We start from the raw sequence: 19,781 nt of genomic DNA on the forward strand, positions 1-19,781 counted from the left end.
CTGCTCGGCTATCACTATCTCGTACCCTCAAACTTAAGACCTTGCCTGCATTTTCTGAGTATCAACCTTTTGCCCAAACTTTGTTACCTGCTCACCTGCGCTTGCGACAAAGTCGCTTCCAGTTGACCAAGTTTTTGTAATGCTACAAAGTGTTCACTTTAACGGTGGCGATTCAGGGTGTATACCGAATGTTATGAACAATTTATCAATGCCAAGGCATAACAAGGCACTCGTGCGGGACGCTGCGCGCTATCGCGCTTGCGCCCCACAGTTACAACATTATACGTTCAGGGAAGATCGAGTATGAATCACTTAAAGTTAATTTTATTCAGTATTTGCATCGCTGCCAGTTACTACGCTTTGACTATCTCAGCAATCGGTATAGCTGCTGCTGGTAAAATACTATGGTGGTTTTCTCCTAAAGAACACTTTCACCTTTATCACATATTGCAGAACTTTATCGGAATAGGTATAGCGGCATTAATCCCAGCTTATCTTGTCTATAGCTATGAACCCAAAAGGTCATGGCTAAGTATTGCAATTGTTATTCTGGGCTCAATACTATTTCATGGCAATATCAATTACATACCATTTGACCCTAATGGATTTCTTCGCTTTTTTAATTCCACAATTGTTTATGGTGATATCGGCTCTTATGGTGTAGCTTTAGCAATTGTATTTTTACCAATACTTTGGTTGCTGGTGTTTAAACGTATAACAAGGCAATTATGAAAGGGACGCAAAACGCTTGGTTTGCACTCATTCTTCACTAATTATAACCAAGCATTTTGCGCCTCTTGGCGAAGCGTTACCCCATAGAAATTTTTATCTGAAACTCACCTGATACAGCCAACGTTCTAACACGCTTGTGTCCACCCTAATCCAATCAAGCGAAGCCTCATCATTCAAAGGTTGACAGCCAAAGTTAACCTAACGATTGCATCACTGCTGCGCCAATGCTGAAGGAATGCATTCGTGCGGGCCTATCAACGATAGGCCCGTTAAACATCAGTTCATCGGCTTGAGTTTCCGCCAGCAACGCTTTGATTCCTCGGTGAATATCGTTGGCATCTCCCACCAGTGAACGAATGAGGGTACGCTGCATCGCATGGATTTCATGTGGCTCCCAATCATCTGAGAGTTTGGTGACTGGCAACGGAATTTTGTCGGCACTGCCTCGATAAAGATGCAGGAACTGTTGCTGCACTGAACTGAACAGATACTGTGCTTGCTGCCGGTCATCTGCTGCTACCAGATTGATGCATACCATGGCATAAGGTTTAGCCCAACGTGACGAAGGCTGGAATTGACTGCGATAAAGGGTTAATGCGCGTGTCATTAATTCCGGTGCAAAATGGGCGGCAAATGCGAAAGGTAATCCCATCTGCGCGGCCAGTTGCGCACTATAGAGACTGGAACCCAGCAGCCACAGTGGAACCTGTAACCCTTGACCTGGGATGGCATTAACTGCGCCACTGGCATTGCTGAAATAACGTTGAAGTTCGGCAACGTCATCCGGAAAGCTGTCTACGACGGCTTGGGGCTGACGTCGCAACGCGTGCATGGTGATTTGGTCGGTTCCCGGTGCTCGCCCCAATCCTAAATCGATGCGGTCGCCGAACAGCGTCGCCAGCGTGCCAAATTGCTCGGCAATGACCAAGGGAGAATGGTTGGGCAACATAATGCCACCAGAGCCAAGGCGGATACGAGAGGTGCCATGACCCAAGTGACATAATAGGACTGAGGTTGCAGCACTGGCGATGCCTGGCATGTTGTGGTGTTCGGCTAACCAGTAACGGGTATAGCCCAGCTTTTCAGTGTGTTGTGCTAGTTGCAGCGAATTTGAAAAGGCGGTTTTTACATTGCTGTTAACGGCAACGGGGGCTAGATCCAGCACTGAATAAGGGATCGTCATACAAACTCCGATGTATTCAATCGTATGCTGGCACTATAACACTGGCATCGCATAAATTAACCCGGCTCATGCTAAGGTTGATCTGGGTAAAAAGCTGATGAACATCGCCATTTGTGTGAGTTAACTGTTTGCTGCTGTTGATTTTCTGGACGATAGCGGCATGATGGAACAGTCTCAGCAAGCAAGGAACGTCATCATGAAATTTGCCATAGTAGGTGCGGGCGGTATTGGTTGTTATTATGCTGCGCGATTAATTCATGCCGGGCATGAGTGTGTGTTGGTGGCGCGCGGTAAACATCTGCAAGCGTTACAGCAACATGGCTTACAACTGCAACATCCGCAATTTGTGTTTGATGCGCCGGTGATTGCGACCGATGTTGCTGGACTGTGTCAGGACTATGCCTGTGAGGATTTTGACCTGCTGATCCTGGCGGCAAAAAGCAGTGCCACTATCCCGCTGATGGAACAGCTGCAATCTTGGGTGGTAACGGCCAAAACACCAATGCTATCGCTCCAGAATGGTGTCACCAATGAAAAGCATATTGCCGCCATTATGGGAATGGAACGCACTGCCGGTGGCTTAGCGGTAAAAATTGGCGCACACATTGTGGCTCCCGGTAAAGTGGAAGCAACCGGCGAAGCGCAGATCGATTTTGGTGCATGGCCATCGGCGGCGGCGAATCCGGGATTGCAGCCCTTACTGGCAGTGTTATCACCGTTGTTCACCGAGGCCGGGATCCCGAACACCTTATATGACAAGGTCAACTATGCATTATGGCGGAAACTGGTGATCAACAATGGTGTAAATCCGTTAACCGCGCTGACCTTAATGGATACCCAAGCGGTCACCAGCGATCCGGTGTTGCGGCACACGGTGCACCGGATGATGGAAGAAACTGCCCGTGCAGCCAATATTGCCGGTGTCAGTCTCACCGCTGAAGACGTTGAGCAAATGTTCAGTTTGATCTGCCGTTTTGATGCCATCAAGACATCGATGCAAGTTGATCGAGAGAAAGGTCGGCCCATGGAAATTGAGGATATCTGCGGACCGGTTATCCAATATTGCCGTGAAGGTGGTCAGCCTGCCGAGACGACTGAACTCATCCGTACCTTGTTGCTCAGAGCCAGCGCATTAGATCATCGGTGAGCGTTAACGCCTCCTTGCATGCCAAGCGGCTAGCGAAGCAATTTGACGGAAACACTAACTAAACTGAACCGTTTCCGTGGTTACGCATTGCAAAAATTTCTACAAATATAGAGCGAATATCGCACCATAAATTCGCCCTGACCATGGCAAATGGAATACCCAAAATAATGAAAAAAATTACCCTACCTTTGCTGGCAACACTGCTGGCGTGCCTGATCACACCGTCACTGATGGCCGCACCTTCAAAAGCAGATATTCAAGCCAGTGTTGATTTGCGCAAACACTGGCAAGGATTAACGCGAGATTTAGCCTTCCCGGCGCGCTGGGTGCCGGATTCTCATGAATTTTATTACCGCCTGACGGTTGCAGGTGGCTTTGCTTTTATCAAAGAGAATGCAGACAGTGGCGAAAAAGGCCCGGCGTTTGACCAAGCCATGGTTGCCAAAGGTATGAGCCAGGCCGAAGGTGAAACTGTCACTGCGCTAAATCTGCCGTTTGACGATTTTTGGTACGAGGATGATGGCATCAGCTTCCTCTTGCACTATGAACCCTGGCACTGCAACCTCAGCACCGCAGTGTGTGCCAAGAAACCACAGCATTCCAGACCGATTGCCGATGACGAAGTGCGTGATTTGCGTATGCCAGCAGACAATCATTTACGCTCTTCGCCCGATGGCAAGCTGCAAGCGCATGTGATTGATCATAACCTGCAGGTTCTCGACCAGGATGGCAAAACACTGCTGCTAAGTCAGGATGGTACGGCCGGAAACTTCTACGATCCGCAAACCATTCAGTGGTCGCCCAATTCTCGTTACTTAGTGATCTTCCGCGTCATCCCCGGTTACCCGCGTTATGTCACAAGAGTATTGTCTTCACCTAAGGCACAACTGCAGCCAGAGGTGATCCAACAGTTGTATCCGAAACCGGGTGACGTGATTGATATGGCGCAACCTGTGTTGTTTGATCTGCACACCGGTAACCATACCGATATTGATGCGGCGCTGTTCCCCAATGCTTATGCGCTTGCCAACTTGAACTGGCGGGCTGACAGCAAAACCTTTGCTTTTGAATATACTCGCCGTGGTCACCAGCAGGCACGCTTAATCGAAGTGAATGCGGCCTCTGGCAAGGGGCGGGTGGTGATAGATGAAACCAGCAACACCTTTATCTACCAGTGGCGTGGGTATCGCCATGATGTCAACAATCTTGGCAACGAGGTCCTCTGGTTGTCTGAGCGGGATGGCTGGGCTCACCTGTATCTGTATGATGGCAAACACGCCAAGGTGAAAAACTTAATCACCGATGGCGATTGGCCGGTGCGCGAAGTGGTGCATGTCGATGACACAAAAAGACAAGTCTGGTTTGCTGCCAGCGGGGTAAACCCCGGCGAAGATCCCTACTTTGTGCATTATTATCGCGTGAATTTTGATGGCTCAGGGCTGACAGAACTCACCCACACTGCTGCCAATCACCATGTGAGTTTCTCCGATGATATGCAGTATTTTGTCGATAACTATTCGCGAGTCGATCTGCCTAACATGGCGGAACTGAAAAAGGCAGATGGCACCTTAGTACGCACCCTTGCCAAAGCGGATATTTCCAGACTCACGGCGGCTGGATTTAAAGCGCCGCAGGTGTTTGTGGCGAAAGGGCGTGATGGCAAAACCGATATCTGGGGCTTGATTGTTAAGCCGCAGCATTTTGATCCCAGCAAACATTATCCGGTAATTGAAAATATTTATGCCGGACCACACGACAGCTTTGTGCCAAAAGATTTTTGGCCCTTTGGCTATCATTCCGGTGGTGACAAAGTCATTGGGATGCTGGCACTGGCAAATCTGGGATTTATCGTGGTGCAGCTGGATGGCATGGGCACAGCAAATCGCTCCAAAGCGTTTCATGATGTGGCATGGAAGAACATAGGCGATTCTGGATTTCCTGATCGTATCTTGTGGCATCAGGCGGCCGCTCATAAATATCCTTGGTATGACATCAGTAACGGTGTTGGCATCTATGGCGCTTCTGCTGGTGGCCAGAGTACGCTCAGTGCTTTGCTGTTCCATCCAGCGTTTTACAAAGTTGGGGTAGCTTTTGCCGGTTGTTATGACAATCGCATGGATAAAATGAGCTGGAATGAGCAATGGATGGGCTGGCCGGTTGATGATAGCTACCTGCGCAGTTCTGCGGTGGTGAATGCCGCTAATTTGCAAGGTGCACTGATGATTATCTTTGGCGAACAGGACAGCAATGTGGACCCTTCGTCGTCATTGCAGTTGGTCAACGCATTGATTAATGCCGATAAAGACTTTGAGCTGCTGCAAGTTCCCAGTGGGGAGCATACGGTGGGGCGTTCCACCGGGCCGATTGACTATGTACAGCGGCGGCAGTTTATGTTCTTTATCAAGCAGATGCTGCACCAGCAAACGCCTAACTGGAATGCAAAGTAACAGCGAGCATGCTACGTAATAAAAAGGCCACCTTGCGGTGGCCTTTGGCTTCTTTGGTTGGGAGGAAGAAAGGGTTATTTAGCGTTACCCGCTTTGCCTATCACTGCCACCTGGACGGGCTTTGGGGGATTACTGGTGTCTGCTTTAGGCGTTGCCGTTACCAAGGGTTCACTGAAAGCCGCAGGTTTAAAGGCCGCGACAAATGCATCTCCCTGAGCTTGTGGCAGCCGGAAATATTCCTGACTCAGTGACGATTTAAGTACGTAGTCTTTGCTGTCAGTCATCTGTGCCAGGCGATAAGTTACCTCATCCCCTTTATTGCGTTGCACAGAAACCTGCAGCAGCGGTTTATCCAGACCGAAATTCGGTTTTTGCTCTACACCTAGCAAGTCACTGATCCGCAGTGATGCCAGTTGTTGGAGTGCCTGATTAACCTTGCCGAAGTTAATGCGGCTATTGACGGGTAACGGCGTTAATTGCCATCCGGAATTATCAGATGACTTGCCCGAAACTTGGGTTAACGCCTGTTTGTTACCGTTGTCGTCAATCAATTTATCGACCATTTTTTGGACTTTGGCGTTGTCGGCAATCGCCGCTGGTGCCTGGTCCTTGTCGGCGGTGGCCGACTTGCTGACATCGCTACGGCGTAATGTGATATCACCGATTTTTAACGCCTGGATGTTAGCCGTTTTCACCTGCAGCAAGTCCTGCTGCATCCAGTCTTTGCTGGTCACTGGCAGACGGTACACAGGCAGATCGGCCAGATACACCTGAGCTTCACCATCCAGTCGGATATGGGTTTCGCGCATACTGGCAGAAGTGCCTACATACAGCGTGGCCATATCGACGTTTTGTTGGGACAACACTACTTTGCGTTCAAAGGTCTTATTAGCGACTTTGAAACGACGAGTGGCATTGTCACTGTCGGCCACTGCACCAGCATGTTTCAGCGTCAAGATCTGCTGTAGCAACGCGGCCACTTGCTGCTGATTTGCCAGAAATTCATCTTGATCTGACAGCCGCCATTTACCCTCGGTGCGGGTCAGATCAATGGTTTTACCATCGTTACTACTAATGCTGATATGGTCGATATCGCCATCTTTCAACGCTAACAGTGCTTTGGGCTTGCTTTGTCCCTGAATGCCGTGGTGTTCCAAATTAAGCGTGAATGCCAGCACTAGCTGTAATGCCAACAGCCCACTCAAAATATAAATGAGTTTTTTCATACTGTTATACCTCCGCCAGGATCTGCTGATAACGGCGCAGATCGCTGATCTTCACCTGTCGGCGCCACAACCAGATCAGTACCAATCCCAATAACACCAGACCATAGTTGAGATATTCCCAGTACTGCTGTTGTTCCAGCTTCATTCCTATCAGGGTTCTGGCTAACTGTGTCCGGCCACGTAGGGCCAGCAACGCCGGATCTTCCAGCGACCAATCGATGCTGTTCTGAATGAAATCCATGGGCTTGGTGTAGAAGGTGCTCAATCCCTGTGATTCCAGTTGCAGGCTGCTGTCGCTGGCAAAGCCGTTACTGGCGACCAAAATCAACCGGGCAGATTCAGGCGAGTGTTCAATAACGCCGCCAAAGCTATTGTCGGTAGCTGTTTTGGCCGTTGCTTTAGCGGTCTTAGTCGCGCTGTCATCACCGAGTAAAGGCGAGGGCTTGCCGGCAAAGAAGGAGTCAAAACTACCGGTTTCAGCCACTGCCAGCGGATAAGACTGCGGTTTGCCTTCCTGTTTAAAGCCATTGCGTGGATAACCGCGATAATCCGGCACCATATTCATGTTGGCAGAACTCCAGCTATCGGCAGAACTCAGTAATAATTTGCTGATGTCGCGATTGCCCGCTTTTTTGCTGTCAACAGCGACCGGCGATGCCCAGTTCAATGTCAGTTGCCCCAGTTGCGCGGTGACAGGATTGTCGGGTGACAACTGATTGCCCCGCAAGTCAGGGAAATACGGATATGGCAGCATGCGTATCTCTCTTAAGGTAATGCCGCCAACATTGCGTTCCACTGGCAGTGGCAGTGCCGCGTTGCGTGGATCCAGTACCATGCGTTTGTCGATAGTCAGGCCGTAATGATTCAACCATTTATCGAGACCACTCTGGTGCTCATGTGCGGTAAGAGATTCGCTGACATTCACGTCATAGGGCGAGGTTGCAACCATCACACTGCCACCACGCATCAGAAACTGGTCTATGGCAAACAACGCCTTATTGCTAAGGTTTTCCGGTGCCATTACCAGCAGGAAGTCAGCATCTTGTGACACTTTGCCATCACTGAGATCTTCATCCACCACTCGTAGGTTTTTGCTGAGACTTTGGCGCAACATGCTATAGCTGGCGCCACCTGGTTGCATGTAATTCGGTTTGGGAGCAACTAACGCAACGGTTTTCATAAAGCCCGGCGCTAAACGCTGCAAAGCGGCTTGAATGCTGCGTTTTAACGCGTCTTTATCGAGCTTTTCTGGCAGCGGGATCTGCACATGGCTGCCACCGTTTTCCAGTGTCATATAGAACCAGAACGGGTGACGATCAGTGAGGCCCATGATCTGCGGTTCGAAGCCATATTGCTGCTTCAGCGTTTTTGCCAATTCACTGTTGTTTTGCGGATCATCAAATTGAGTGAGCAGTTTGCCATCAGCTTGTTTGCCGAGGGCGTTTAATACCTCATCTAACTCACCCCGTAGCTTCTGTAACGGTTGTGGTAAATGATCGGTGGCGGACATATAGCCGTGGAAGGTGACTTTGCCATTAATGGCATCAAAAGGACTGCCGCCTGCCTGCCATTTATGCAGCACATTACGGATCGCGCTGGTCACAGCGTATTCGGGGTTTTTCAGCACCACATCCAGATGGTCACCACGCCCTTTCACTTCAATCAGGTCCTGATAACCCAGCACCTTGTATTGATCGCCATAAGCGATGACGACGTTGAAGTAGGAACTCATGACTCCCGCCGAATATTTACTCGCGGTTTCAAAAGACAAAGGTTTAATGCCATAACGGGATGCGGCTTCCTGTTCGGCTTTCTGGTTCTTTTGTGGATCCACAAATTCCACGCGAACCTTGTTGCCAGACGCTACCGCATATTCCTCAAGTAAGTCTTTTACTTGTGGAACCAGCGGTTCCAGCAGTGGGTGAGTTTTGGCGGAGAAATAACCGCGGATCAGCAGTGGCTCCTGCAGCTGTTGCAGATAATGTTTGCTGGCATCCGACAAGGTGTATTGTTGGCCATGGGTCATATCCAAGCGTGCCCAGCCAACAGGCGCTAACCACAAATTAGCCGCGATGAAGTTCACCACTGCCAAGCCCGTCACCAGCCGCCACTGGCGATGACGAGCATTCTCAGGGTTATTTGCCCAACGCAGTCGTTCCAGCCGCAGCAGGTTAAGTGCTACGAAAATGCCTACCAGCGACAGATAATAATAAAGATCGCGCAGATCCAGCACGCCACGGGTGATGGATTGAAAATGTGCATCGGTACTTAATGAGCGCAGCAGATCACCGGTTTCATAGCCGAACAGATTGGTCAGTTGTGGTGTGCCAATAAGGTAAAATAGTCCACAGACGACTACTGTAAGGATCAAGGCAACGATAGCGTTATCGGTGCGCGAACTCATGTAAAGACCGATAGCGATATAGGCTGCCGCCAGGAACAGCGATGCCACATAACCGCCAATCACTGGTCCCCAATCAAGCGGCCCCATAAAGGAGACGGTGATGGGTAAGGGCAAAGTCAGCAACAGCGCCAGTGCGACCAGGGACAACATTGCCGCAAACTTGCCGAATACCAGTTTTAGTGGCGCTACCGGACTGGTTAACAGTGATTCCAGCGTGCCACTGCGCTGCTCTTCTGACCAGCTGCGCATGGTAAGAGCGGCCACTAAAAAGATCATCAGCAGTGGCATCCACTGAAATAGCGGCCTGATATCGGCAATATTGCGGGCAAAGAATCCTGCCACCCAAAAGACGACGAACAGACATACGGCGAGAAAGGCGCCTAAAAACAGGAATGCTGCCGGTGAATTAAAAAAGCCGCGAAATTCTTTACGGGCTATCTGGCGAATTTCAGCCATGAATGACCTCCCGATTCACATCTGCAAAGACACTTTCCAGGTCACGCTTTTGAATTTCCAATGCATAGAGTTGCAGTCCGGCATTGCAGACGGCCGAGGCTATCATGGGGGCCAACGTCGGGGCGGCATCAATATGGCAATGCCATAAGCCATCATTGGCGGCTTGCGGGGTAATGGCACTGACCCCCTCAATGGCGCGGATAGTTTGGCTGGCATCCTGATTGACGGCTAATTGCAAGCCATGGGCGGTTTGCAACTCTTCAATACGCGAGTCGATCACCAGATGGCCATTGCGCATGATCAACACCCGTTCACACACAGCCTGAACTTCCTGCAGAATATGTGTAGACACAATGACGGTGGCAGTTTTTGCCAACTCTTTGATCAGTTGGCGCATCTGCAAAATTTGTGTTGGGTCCAGACCATTGGTCGGTTCGTCGAGAATGATAATGTCGGGATGGTGCAGCAGCGCCTGTGCAACGCCTACGCGTTGGCGGTAACCACGAGAGAGCGTCTGGATGGAAGCCACGGCCTTTTGTTTGAGCGCACAACGACGGATCACTTCAGCAACGCGACGCGTAATGAGTACCGGCTCCACACCATGTAAGGATGCCTGATATTCGAGATAATCTATTACCGTCATGTCAGGCCATACCGGGCAATTTTCTGGCAGATAACCGATGCGTGCCTGAATTGCTCGAGTGTCTTTGCCTACCTGAAGTTTGTCGATGTAAATATTGCCAGCGGTGGGTTCAAGAAAGCCGGTCAGCATTTTCATAATGGTAGATTTCCCGGCGCCATTATGGCCCAGCAAACCGACCACTTCGCCCCGGCCGATTTGAAAACTCACGTCATTCACCGCGGTAAAAGCGCCATATCGGCGTGTCAGGTGTTCAACCTGTATCATGTTGTTCTCCGGTGTATGGGTAAAAATTTCCGCGACATCAAATCGCGGTATTCAACGAATAAGAAAATACCCGCCTTGGGGTCAGCGGGTGTCGGGCCAAGGGGTGCCCGCAGAAGGCCGCTGAGATAGGGGGGCAGCGGCATTGATGGAAACTGTTGCAGTTAAACGATGCAGAGTCGTTTGCGCTGTCATCATCTTTTCTCCGTATGCATGAATCTTTCTAGGTTTTTTATGCATGCCCGAGAGGGGCTTACATTTGCAAGACCGGCAAACTTTTAGAAGAGTTCCTCAAATGAACGGATGTTAATCTGGCGGAAAGGTTTGTGTGGGATGAGTGATTTTATCTATATGATTTTAAATACTATTAATGTTTGTGAAAGCCATGTAAATAACAACTCATACTGGCTTGTTTCGCGGAAAATGCTAGGTTGAAAATGTGAAGGAAATTGCCGTGTTGCGCGTTACTACCCTGTGCTTTTTGCCTTGAAGGTGTGGTTAACAACTCGCTGGCTGAAGGATTACTGACCGGCGACAGTTTGGTTACGGCCACGGGCTTTGGCTTGGTAAAGTCGCATATCCGCCTGGCGATATAGCGTGTCAAAGTCTTTGCCATCAAGTGGCCATTCCGCTAGTCCCATGCTGACCGTAAATTGCAGCGTCTGTTTGTGAAAGTAGGGCTTCAACTGCTGAATATCATTGCGTAAGCGTTCCGCCAGCTCCATGGCTTGTGCTTTACGGGTTGTGGGTAACAGAATACAAAATTCTTCTCCCCCCACGCGGAACAACCAGTCACTTTGTCTGGTATGAAAAGTCATACGTTGACTCAGTTGGCATAAAATCAGATCACCCGCTTCATGCCCATTTTCATCGTTCAGGTGTTTAAAGTGGTCAATATCCAGCAGTAACAGGGTGAAGGACTGTTTCTCGGAGGCATGAGACTTGACGATTTGCTGGAAGATGTTTTCCAGATGCAACCGGTTATGTAAGCCTGTAAGGGGATCGCGTGCCGCGATTTCTCTTAACCGTTGGACCATCTGCGCTCTTTTAAATTCAAAGATATGGCTCATTGCCCACAGAAACAGATAGCTGACACTGGCGTTAATCAGCAGCGCTGTGTCCAAGGTGCCGTCAATACTGGGTTGCGCCCATACCATGACCGCTACACCCAGAACGCCAAAGCACAGCGTAAAAATGCCACCCAAAACCAACCCCAGCAGTAACATATTGGCGGGGGGCATTAATAGCAACCAGTAAAAACCATCGGTGTAGAGTCCCTTGCTGTACATCCCGTAGATAATGACGCTGCCGACAATCAGCATTAGCCCGGATGTCCACCAAGTGGTCTTTGCCGTGTGTTGCAGTCGCAACAGAAAGACTAAACAGTAGATCGCAATCGCCGCTTCCATCATGGAAACGGTTTTGTCGGTATGGTGTAGATTACTGAGTGATAAAGCCGAGACCAGTACGGCAACCACCCACAGAATGATTTGCAGCAGCGTTCGCCGATAAGCCGCGTCATCTTCCCACATCACGGGTGTTTCGCTGTAAGACTGTGATGGGGGCTGCTTCTCTTGTCGTTCCATCAGTGACACTGCACGGTAAACTCATTTTATTGGCGAATAAAATACGCTAATTGGCTAAAGATTTCCATGGTGTACATAGGGTTATAGCTGGGTAAGCAAACGCTTTTTCATTCGAAAGCACAATGTCTGTCTGTGGGGGCTGGCGCTGAAATATGCCGTCGGTTGTGGCGCCGCTGGCATTGACTGATGCCAGCGGGTCGCAAACCGCTAGTTAGGGTTAACTGATAAGTGTCGGGCGTTGGTTAACGCCCGCATATTGGCTCGGGGTAATGCCAAAACGTTGCTGAAATCGGCGACAAAAATGGCCAGCATTAACAAAGCCTGTGCTCAGAAATGCCTGGGTAACGCTTTGTCCCTCTGCGAGTAATTGTTTGGCGCGATGTAACCGGCGTTGCTGGATGTACTCCATTGGACTGCAATCCGCCAGTACTGCAAACTGTTGATAAAGTTTGCTGCGGCTCATACAGGCAGTAGAACACAAAGTTTCAATGCTGATAGGCTGATGCAGATTGCTTTCGATGTAGTCCAGCACGGCCGTTAATGCGTTACGCTGTGGGTCTATGTGAGCCAGTTCCAATAATGTTTGCTGACCATATTGCCGTACCAAGCGCAATATCAGTTCATTAACACCAAAATTCAACACTAAATCCCGGTCATGATCTTTCAGGACAAAGGCATTTACGATGCGATTCAGCAATTGTTGGGTTGCCGCAGAATGACAGACATGCAGTTGTGTTTGTGCAAGATTTTGCCAGCCGGGTTGCGCTTCAACAGGCGCTACTCGCTGTAATTGCTCAGCCATTTGTTGTAGCCGCTCCTGGCTGAAAGCCAGAGTTAGGCAAGTCGTCGGTTGTTCGGTGGTTGCTTCAGGGAAATCTATATACACCTGTTCACCAGGTTGCATCACATAGGATTGGTGGGGGAGAAACTCGGCACAATAGTCGTGATTGGCATGCAGAATTTTTTTGCCACTGACCATAGCGCAGTAAAGCACCTGTTCGGCGTCAAGTTGCACGGCATCAGCCTGCTGGTAGGTGTCATATATTGCTAAATCGACCCCATGAGACTCGTAAAGGGTGCGATTTTCCACTAATTGCCGGATTGCACGGTTACCGCGTGGCAGCAAATTGCCAGAGATCTGTGATAGTGGCATCCACTTTCTCCAATACAACTGTTTTAACTAGTTCTAATTTAAAATCGTCTGAATGTTAATGTGACCTTGGTCTAATTTTGAGCGATGGACGCTCAGACAAATGAAAAAGACGCCGGGAAAAGTGTGATCTCGATCGGCGGTCTAAGCTGCATCTGTAATGACTCGTACCATAACCAAATTAAGAGGTGATACAGATGATTTATGCCAATCCCGGGGAGCTTGGCTCAGTCGTAACTTACAAGTCGCAATATGAAAACTATATTGGTGGTCATTGGGTGGCACCGGTCAATGGTAACTATATGGAAAACATCTCACCGGTAAATGGTGAGGTTTTTTGTAAAGTACCACGGTCAGATAGCGCCGATATTGAACTGGCGCTGGATGCAGCGCATGCGGCGGCGGATGCTTGGGGGAGCACTTCCGTCACTGAACGCAGTAATGTGTTGTTGCGCATTGCGGATCGGATTGAACAGAATCTGGAAATGTTAGCCGTGGCTGAGACTTGGGATAACGGTAAAGCCGTGCGTGAAACGCTGGCAGCTGATATCCCATTGATGGTGGATCACTTCCGTTATTTTGCCGGTTGCATTCGCGCGCAGGAAGGTACTGCGGCGGAAATTGACAGCACGACTGTGGCTTACCATATCCACGAACCGCTCGGGGTGGTCGGGCAGATTATTCCGTGGAACTTTCCATTGCTGATGGCGGCCTGGAAACTCGGGCCCGCGTTGGCTGCCGGTAACTGTGTGGTGATGAAACCTGCAGAACAGACACCTGCCTCAATCCTGATACTGATGGAACTGATTGGCGACCTGTTACCACCAGGCGTGCTGAATATTGTTAATGGCCTTGGGGAAGAAGCCGGGCAGGCACTGGCAACTAGCAAACGTATTGCTAAACTGGCATTTACCGGCTCAACCCCGGTCGGTCAGCACATTCTGCGCTGTGCCGCAGACTCGTTAATCCCCTCGACGGTTGAGCTGGGGGGAAAATCTCCCAATATCTATTTTGAAGACGTAATGTCATTTGAAGATGACTATCTGAGTAAATGTGTTGAAGGCACGGTACTGGCATTTTTCAACCAAGGCGAAGTTTGTACCTGTCCGTCGCGGGCATTAATTCAGGAAAGCATCTATCCTGAATTCATCAAGTTAGTGATGGATAGAGCGCAGAAAATCATCCGCGGTAATCCACTGGACACCGATACCCAAGTGGGTGCCCAGGCGTCAATGGAGCAGTTTGACCGCATCATGAGTTATCTTGAAATTGGACGCCGCGAAGGTGCGAAATTCCTGATGGGCGGCGCGGTTGAAACGATGACTAAAGAGTTCGCCAAGGGCTACTACATTCAACCGACATTGCTGTTTGGTGATAACAAAATGCGGGTATTCCAGGAAGAGATATTCGGCCCGGTAGTGGGGGTGACCACCTTTAAGGATGAAGCAGAGGCGTTAGCGATTGCCAATGATGTGGAGTTCGGCCTCGGTGCCGGAGTATGGACCCGTGACATGAACCGGGCATACCGCATGGGCCGTGGCATCAAAGCGGGCCGAGTATGGACTAACTGCTATCATGCTTATCCGGCACATGCGGCCTTTGGCGGTTATAAGAAGTCAGGGATTGGGCGTGAAACGCATAAGATGGCGCTGGAACACTATCAACAAACGAAAAACCTGTTAGTGAGTTACAGCACCAGTCCGCTGGGATTTTTCTAAGATTTAGCCTTTGTGCTTCCGGAACGGCGCTACGGCTCAGCGCCTTTTCGGAAACCACTTGCCGACGCATTGCGTCGGCTTTCTTTTTTTATGTCTAGTTTTAATTTTCGGCGAGCGGCGGCGCGATATCACTGCCACCAAGCGCTTGATAAAGCGTCGCTTGTGCCGTCAGCTGATTGTAGTGATTTTGCAGCAAGGATACTTCGGCGCTACGACGTGTTTCCTGCGCGTCCAGCCAGTTCTGAATCGCTATTGCACCATGGCGATACTGGCTTTCATAAATTTTCTCAGCCGCTGCTGCGGCTGTATATTGCAGCTGCAGTTTTTCCCCTTGATAGGCGTATTGGCGTCGTGCGGATATCGCGTTATTCACATCCTCAAACGCTTGATACAGGGTTTTACGATAGGTGACTACGGCACTCTCGTAGTCCACCTCCGCCATCTGATTATTAAGCGACATCTGCTGCCATTGCAGGAATGGCAATGTTAATCCCGCTCCCAAGGTGCCAACCGGATTACGCAGCAGGTTAGTCAATTCATTAGATGAATCGCCAACGGCACCAGTCAGGCTCAGTGTTGGGAAATAACTGGCAAAGGTGGCATCTTTGCTTGCCAGCGCCGCACGTAAGGAATACAACGCGGCTTTTACATCTGGTCGCCGCACCAGTAGATCGGCAGGCACGCCCGCGGCGATTTCGGGCACGGGGCCATTCGGTAGCTTATCAATTTGCAGTGACAGTTGAAGCGGCGGTTGATTGAACAATAACGCCAATGCATTCTCAGCTTCCGTCAGCTGTTGCAATAACTCACTATGACTGGATTCTTGTCCTGCGAGATTGCGCTGGGCTTCCAGCACATTAAGTTTAGACACCGCTCCGGCAGCATATTGATTCTGGGTCAGTTCCAGTGTTTGTTTGGCATAGTCAATACTGTTCTGACTCAGCGTTATGCGTTGCTTAAGATAGCCGATTTGCCAATACAGCGACGCCGTGGTCGCGACTAAACTTTGCGCGGTACTTTCCCGGTCTTCGGCACTGGCCATGGCACTCCAACTGCTGGCGTCGACATTGGCTGCCACTTTGCCCCACAAATCGGCCTCATAACTGACGGAAAAACTGGCACTGTAACTGTTACTGGACGAGCCGCCATCCAGCAATTTACTTTTGCTGGCAGCAGCACTGGCTGACACTTGGGGCCACCTGTCGGTAGCTGTCAGCCCGGCTTCTAACCGGGCTTTTTGTAATGTAAGCGTCGCTAACGTCAACTCATTGTTTTTTTTCAGTACATCAGTAATGAGCTGATTAAGTTCGGGATTATTGAATTTTTGCCACCAGGGGTCGAGACTGACCTGCTGGTTCACCGTGGTTTGCTGCCAGTTTGCCGGAATGATGACTTCGGGTGGCTGAAAAGTCGCGCGGGTAAACACACCGCAGCCACTGAGTAACATCATCGCCGCAGCGATAGCAGAGATTGGGAAAAGTTTTTTAGCGGTCATCACATTACTCCCGGGCCAGAGCATCTACCGGATCCAGCTTGGCTGCATTTCGCGCTGGCAAGAAGCCAAACAGAATGCCAATCAGAGTAGAGCAGGCAAAGGCCGCCACGATTGAAGTGGTGGAATAGATCATTTTGAAATCACTGCTGGCAGAAGAGAAGGCAACGCCAATCATAAACGACAAGGCGATACCGAGCGCGCCACCGCCAAGACACACCAGCACGGCTTCAATGAGGAATTGCCGCAGAATATCGCCTTGGCGAGCCCCCACGGCCATCCGCACGCCGATCTCTCGGGTGCGCTCTGTGACTGACACCAACATGATGTTCATCACGCCGATGCCGCCAACAACCAGTGAAATTACCGCAATGGCTGAGATCAGCAGCGTCATGGTGGCGGTGGTCTTCTCAATATTCTGCCGGATAGTGTCGGTATTAATGGTGAAGAAATCCTGCTTGCCATGGCGCATTTTCAACAAGCTGATAATGCCTTGTTCTGCGGCGTTACTTGGCGCGGAAGAGTTGATGCGTACAGAGATGCTATCAAGATAACTCTGGCCAACCATGCGTCCACCGACGGTGGTGTAGGGCACCCAAACCGTCAATGAATCGTTATTGCCAAATGCACTGTCTTTTTTCTGGGTGACCCCGATAATTCGCACCGGCAGGCGCCCGAGAAAGATGATCTGTCCTATCGGATTGCTGTTAGGAAATAACGATTTGTATGTGTTGTTGTCGATCACCGCTGCTTGTGCCAGCGCGTCAACGCTATCGTCATCGAAGAACTGTCCCTGGGCCAATTGGTAGCCACGCACGCGGAAATATTCCGGTCCGACGCCGGAAACTGACGCGGTTACCGCCTGATTACCATAACGAATAGTAACGTTCGAGCTGATCGACGGCGTAACGCTGTCAACGTAGGGCAGATTTTTAAGGGTATTGGCATCGTTAGCCGTGAGCGTTCTGACCCGACCGGAGCGTCGGTCACCAAAACCGCTACCAGGACGAATATCAATGGTATTCGTGCCCATGGAGCTGATATTTTTGAGGATCTGTTGCCGGGAGCCTTCCCCTAGTGCCACAACCGACACCACTGAGGCGATACCGATAATGATCCCCAACATGGTAAGGAAAGTACGCAAACGGTGGGATGACATGGCTAACAATGCCATTTTCATCGCTTCAGCGAGGCGATCCCAGTGCGTTAACCAGGCGTGTTTGGCAAAGCGAGCTTTGGCAGTAAATGGCCGTTCTTGCCGTGGTTGCTTACGACTATCGGCAAAAATCACCCCGTCTTTGATTTCGATGATACGCTCGGCGTACTGGGCTACCGACATATCATGGGTAACAATAATAATGGTGTGGCCATCCTGATGCAGTTCTTGCAGCAGCTTCATCATCTCTTCGCCGCTGTGGCTATCCAGTGCCCCGGTCGGTTCATCGGCCAGAATAACGTCGCCGCCATTCATCAGCGCCCGTGCCACACTTACCCTTTGCTGTTGACCACCACTTAATTGGCTGGGCTTATGATGCAGCCGATCATCCAAACCCAGTCGGGTCAAAATCATTTCGGCCCGTTCCCGACGGGTACTGCGATCTTTGCCAGCATAGACCGCGGGCACTTCAACATTACCTACCGCCGTTAAATCTCCCAGCAGGTGATAGCGTTGGAAGATAAAACCAAAGTATTCGCGGCGCAGTGCGGCGAGTTCATCGGCATCCATGGCCGAGGTGTCCTGACCATTGATCAGATAGTTCCCGTTGCTGGGCTTATCCAGACAGCCGAGGATATTCATCAGTGTCGATTTGCCTGAGCCAGAGGCTCCAACAATCGCCACCATTTCGCCCCGTTGAATCGTCAGGTTGACGTCTTGCAGTACCGTGAGTTGCTGCTCTCCCGCGGGAAATGTGCGGTAAACGCCTGAGAGTTCAAGTAACGCTTGTGTCATAACTTAGAACCCCATCGGTGGCCCTGGACGGCGACGATTGCTGGACGCCGTCCCGGATGTTGGCGTCCCGATGACGACTTCCTCGCCTTCTTGCAGCCCTGACAGTATTTGCGCATTGACCTTGTTATTGATGCCCACTTTCACATCACGATACTCGACCTGCCCATTCACAAGAACTGGCACCTGATAGTGAGGACGCATCGGCGCTCTGCCAGCACGGAGTGGCGGGGTATCATTGCCGATTGGCGGCAGCTCGCCCTGTGGTTTTGGCATATCGTCTGGCCGTGGGCCTGGTTCACCTCGCATAGCCGAACCGGCATGACCAGTGCCTGCCGCTGGGCCAGTACGTTTGACCAACACCTGGGCCGGTACCAACAGGGCATTGTCAGCCTTATCCAGCACAATGGAAACTTCCGCGGTCATGCCTATCCGTAGGGTGTGGTCGGGGTTTTTCACTTCAAACAAACCGTTGTAATAAATGGCGGTGGAATCGTCAGCGGTCATATCCTTATCGTTGCCATCCATGCTGGTGGGGCCGGGTTCAATCGCTCTTAAAGTGCCACGATATTTGTGATTGGGGTTTCCCAGAATTGTGAAATAGACCTCCTGTCCCGGTTTCACATTTACCACATCGGCTTCGGAGATCTGAGCCTTAACGGTCATCGTATCCAGCTGTGCCATTTCAACAATGGTGGGGGTGGTTTGATTCGCGTTGACGGTCTGACCGACTTCGACGGCGGTATAGACTACCGTGCCGTCCATGGGGGCACTGATGGTGGTATAACCCAAGTCAACTTTCGCGTTATCCACGGTGATTTCTGCCTGTTGCCGCTGTGCTTCCAATTGCTGCAATTCGGCTTTGTAGACCGTCAGATTTGCTTCAGCACTTTCGTAATCAGCTCTGGAACTGGCGTTATCCGCTAGCATGGCTTTCTGGCGATTGTATTCCAGCTGCGCCTGATTGATCTGCGCTTGTTTAGCCGCGTATTGCGCATTGATACTATTCAGTGATGCTTCGGCTTCTTTCAGGTTATTTTGCTGGCTCAGACTGTCGATCTGCGCAATTAAATCACCTTTCTTGACCTGTTGCCCCAGTACAACTGGCAGCACCTTAATCTGGCCAGATACCTGTGCCCCGACGCTTACCAGTTTCGACGCCTGTAACATGCCATTTGCCAGAACGGTATTTTCAATATCTCCGCGATGAACCACTTCAGTGGCATAGGCAACCGGCGGTTCCTGGTGCAGGCTAAAGTACCACACCGCAGCTACCGCTATCAGTGTGACGATCACCAACAACACTAGTTTGCGTTTTGAGGATTTTTTCATATGGGCAGTCTAATCCAGAGGCCTATCAGATCCTTGAAGGCCAAAAATTATTAATG

13 protein-coding genes are annotated in these 19,781 nt (G+C 50.4%); 4 read left to right on the top strand and 9 right to left on the bottom strand.

The genetic code is table 11. The features are described 5' to 3' along the window. The first annotated feature begins 303 nt into the window (after nucleotides 1–303). Nucleotides 304–732 (top strand): hypothetical protein, encoded by a 429-nt coding sequence (locus KDN34_RS04590; RefSeq protein WP_212595742.1) that lies wholly within the window; start codon nucleotides 304–306, stop codon nucleotides 730–732. A gap of 193 nt (nucleotides 733–925) precedes the next feature. Here the strand turns inward: KDN34_RS04590 and KDN34_RS04595 are convergent, their stop codons facing one another. Next, the gene (locus tag KDN34_RS04595; protein ID WP_212595743.1) at nucleotides 926–1,915 is read right to left on the bottom strand and encodes an LLM class flavin-dependent oxidoreductase; all 990 of its coding nucleotides are present in this window, start codon (nucleotides 1,913–1,915) and stop codon (nucleotides 926–928) included. A 196-nt stretch (nucleotides 1,916–2,111) separates the two neighbouring features. Between KDN34_RS04595 and KDN34_RS04600 the strand changes: the two genes are divergently transcribed. Beyond that, nucleotides 2,112–3,062 carry a ketopantoate reductase family protein gene (locus KDN34_RS04600; protein WP_228730424.1) on the top strand — a complete coding sequence of 317 codons (951 nt, stop codon included), beginning with the start codon at nucleotides 2,112–2,114 and terminating at the stop codon, nucleotides 3,060–3,062. A gap of 167 nt (nucleotides 3,063–3,229) precedes the next feature. Continuing rightward, complete coding sequence (locus tag KDN34_RS04605; protein WP_212595744.1) at nucleotides 3,230–5,509, top strand: DPP IV N-terminal domain-containing protein; 2,280 nt, start codon at nucleotides 3,230–3,232, stop codon at nucleotides 5,507–5,509. A 74-nt stretch (nucleotides 5,510–5,583) separates the two neighbouring features. On the opposite strand, the gene KDN34_RS04610 is transcribed toward KDN34_RS04605, so the two are convergent. The 5 genes from KDN34_RS04610 to KDN34_RS04630 form a co-directional block, all read right to left on the bottom strand. After that, entirely contained in the window at nucleotides 5,584–6,735 is a 1,152-nt protein-coding gene (locus KDN34_RS04610) for a DUF4340 domain-containing protein (protein ID WP_212595745.1), read from the bottom strand. A 4-nt stretch (nucleotides 6,736–6,739) separates the two neighbouring features. Then, nucleotides 6,740–9,595 (bottom strand): Gldg family protein, encoded by a 2,856-nt coding sequence (locus tag KDN34_RS04615; protein ID WP_212595746.1) that lies wholly within the window; start codon nucleotides 9,593–9,595, stop codon nucleotides 6,740–6,742. Continuing rightward, a complete protein-coding gene (locus tag KDN34_RS04620) occupies nucleotides 9,588–10,502 on the bottom strand; it encodes an ABC transporter ATP-binding protein (protein WP_212595747.1) in 915 nt (304 codons plus the stop codon). Before KDN34_RS04620 ends, KDN34_RS04615 begins: the two co-directional genes overlap by 8 nt. Before the next feature lie 518 nt (nucleotides 10,503–11,020). After that, on the bottom strand, nucleotides 11,021–12,085 hold the full coding sequence (locus KDN34_RS04625) for a GGDEF domain-containing protein (RefSeq protein ID WP_212595748.1): 1,065 nt from the start codon (nucleotides 12,083–12,085) through the stop codon (nucleotides 11,021–11,023). A 217-nt stretch (nucleotides 12,086–12,302) separates the two neighbouring features. Then, on the bottom strand, nucleotides 12,303–13,238 hold the full coding sequence (locus KDN34_RS04630) for a helix-turn-helix domain-containing protein (protein ID WP_212595749.1): 936 nt from the start codon (nucleotides 13,236–13,238) through the stop codon (nucleotides 12,303–12,305). A 194-nt stretch (nucleotides 13,239–13,432) separates the two neighbouring features. On the opposite strand from KDN34_RS04630, the gene exaC reads away from it, so the two are divergent. Next, complete coding sequence (gene exaC / locus KDN34_RS04635; RefSeq protein ID WP_212595750.1) at nucleotides 13,433–14,953, top strand: acetaldehyde dehydrogenase ExaC; 1,521 nt, start codon at nucleotides 13,433–13,435, stop codon at nucleotides 14,951–14,953. 100 nt (nucleotides 14,954–15,053) lie between these two features. Here exaC and KDN34_RS04640 read toward each other — a convergent pair whose 3' ends face one another. The 3 genes from KDN34_RS04640 to KDN34_RS04650 are packed head-to-tail and all read right to left on the bottom strand — an operon-like array spanning nucleotide 15,054 to nucleotide 19,725. Next, nucleotides 15,054–16,448, bottom strand: a complete 1,395-nt coding sequence (locus KDN34_RS04640) for an efflux transporter outer membrane subunit (protein WP_228730425.1) — start codon at nucleotides 16,446–16,448, stop codon at nucleotides 15,054–15,056. 4 nt (nucleotides 16,449–16,452) lie between these two features. Then, on the bottom strand, nucleotides 16,453–18,396 hold the full coding sequence (locus KDN34_RS04645) for a MacB family efflux pump subunit (protein WP_212595752.1): 1,944 nt from the start codon (nucleotides 18,394–18,396) through the stop codon (nucleotides 16,453–16,455). A 3-nt stretch (nucleotides 18,397–18,399) separates the two neighbouring features. Then, a complete protein-coding gene (locus KDN34_RS04650) occupies nucleotides 18,400–19,725 on the bottom strand; it encodes an efflux RND transporter periplasmic adaptor subunit (RefSeq protein ID WP_212595753.1) in 1,326 nt (441 codons plus the stop codon). Nucleotides 19,726–19,781 lie beyond the last annotated feature (56 nt).

The organism is Shewanella yunxiaonensis, assembly GCF_018223345.1.
GTDB lineage: Bacteria > Pseudomonadota > Gammaproteobacteria > Enterobacterales > Shewanellaceae > Shewanella > Shewanella yunxiaonensis.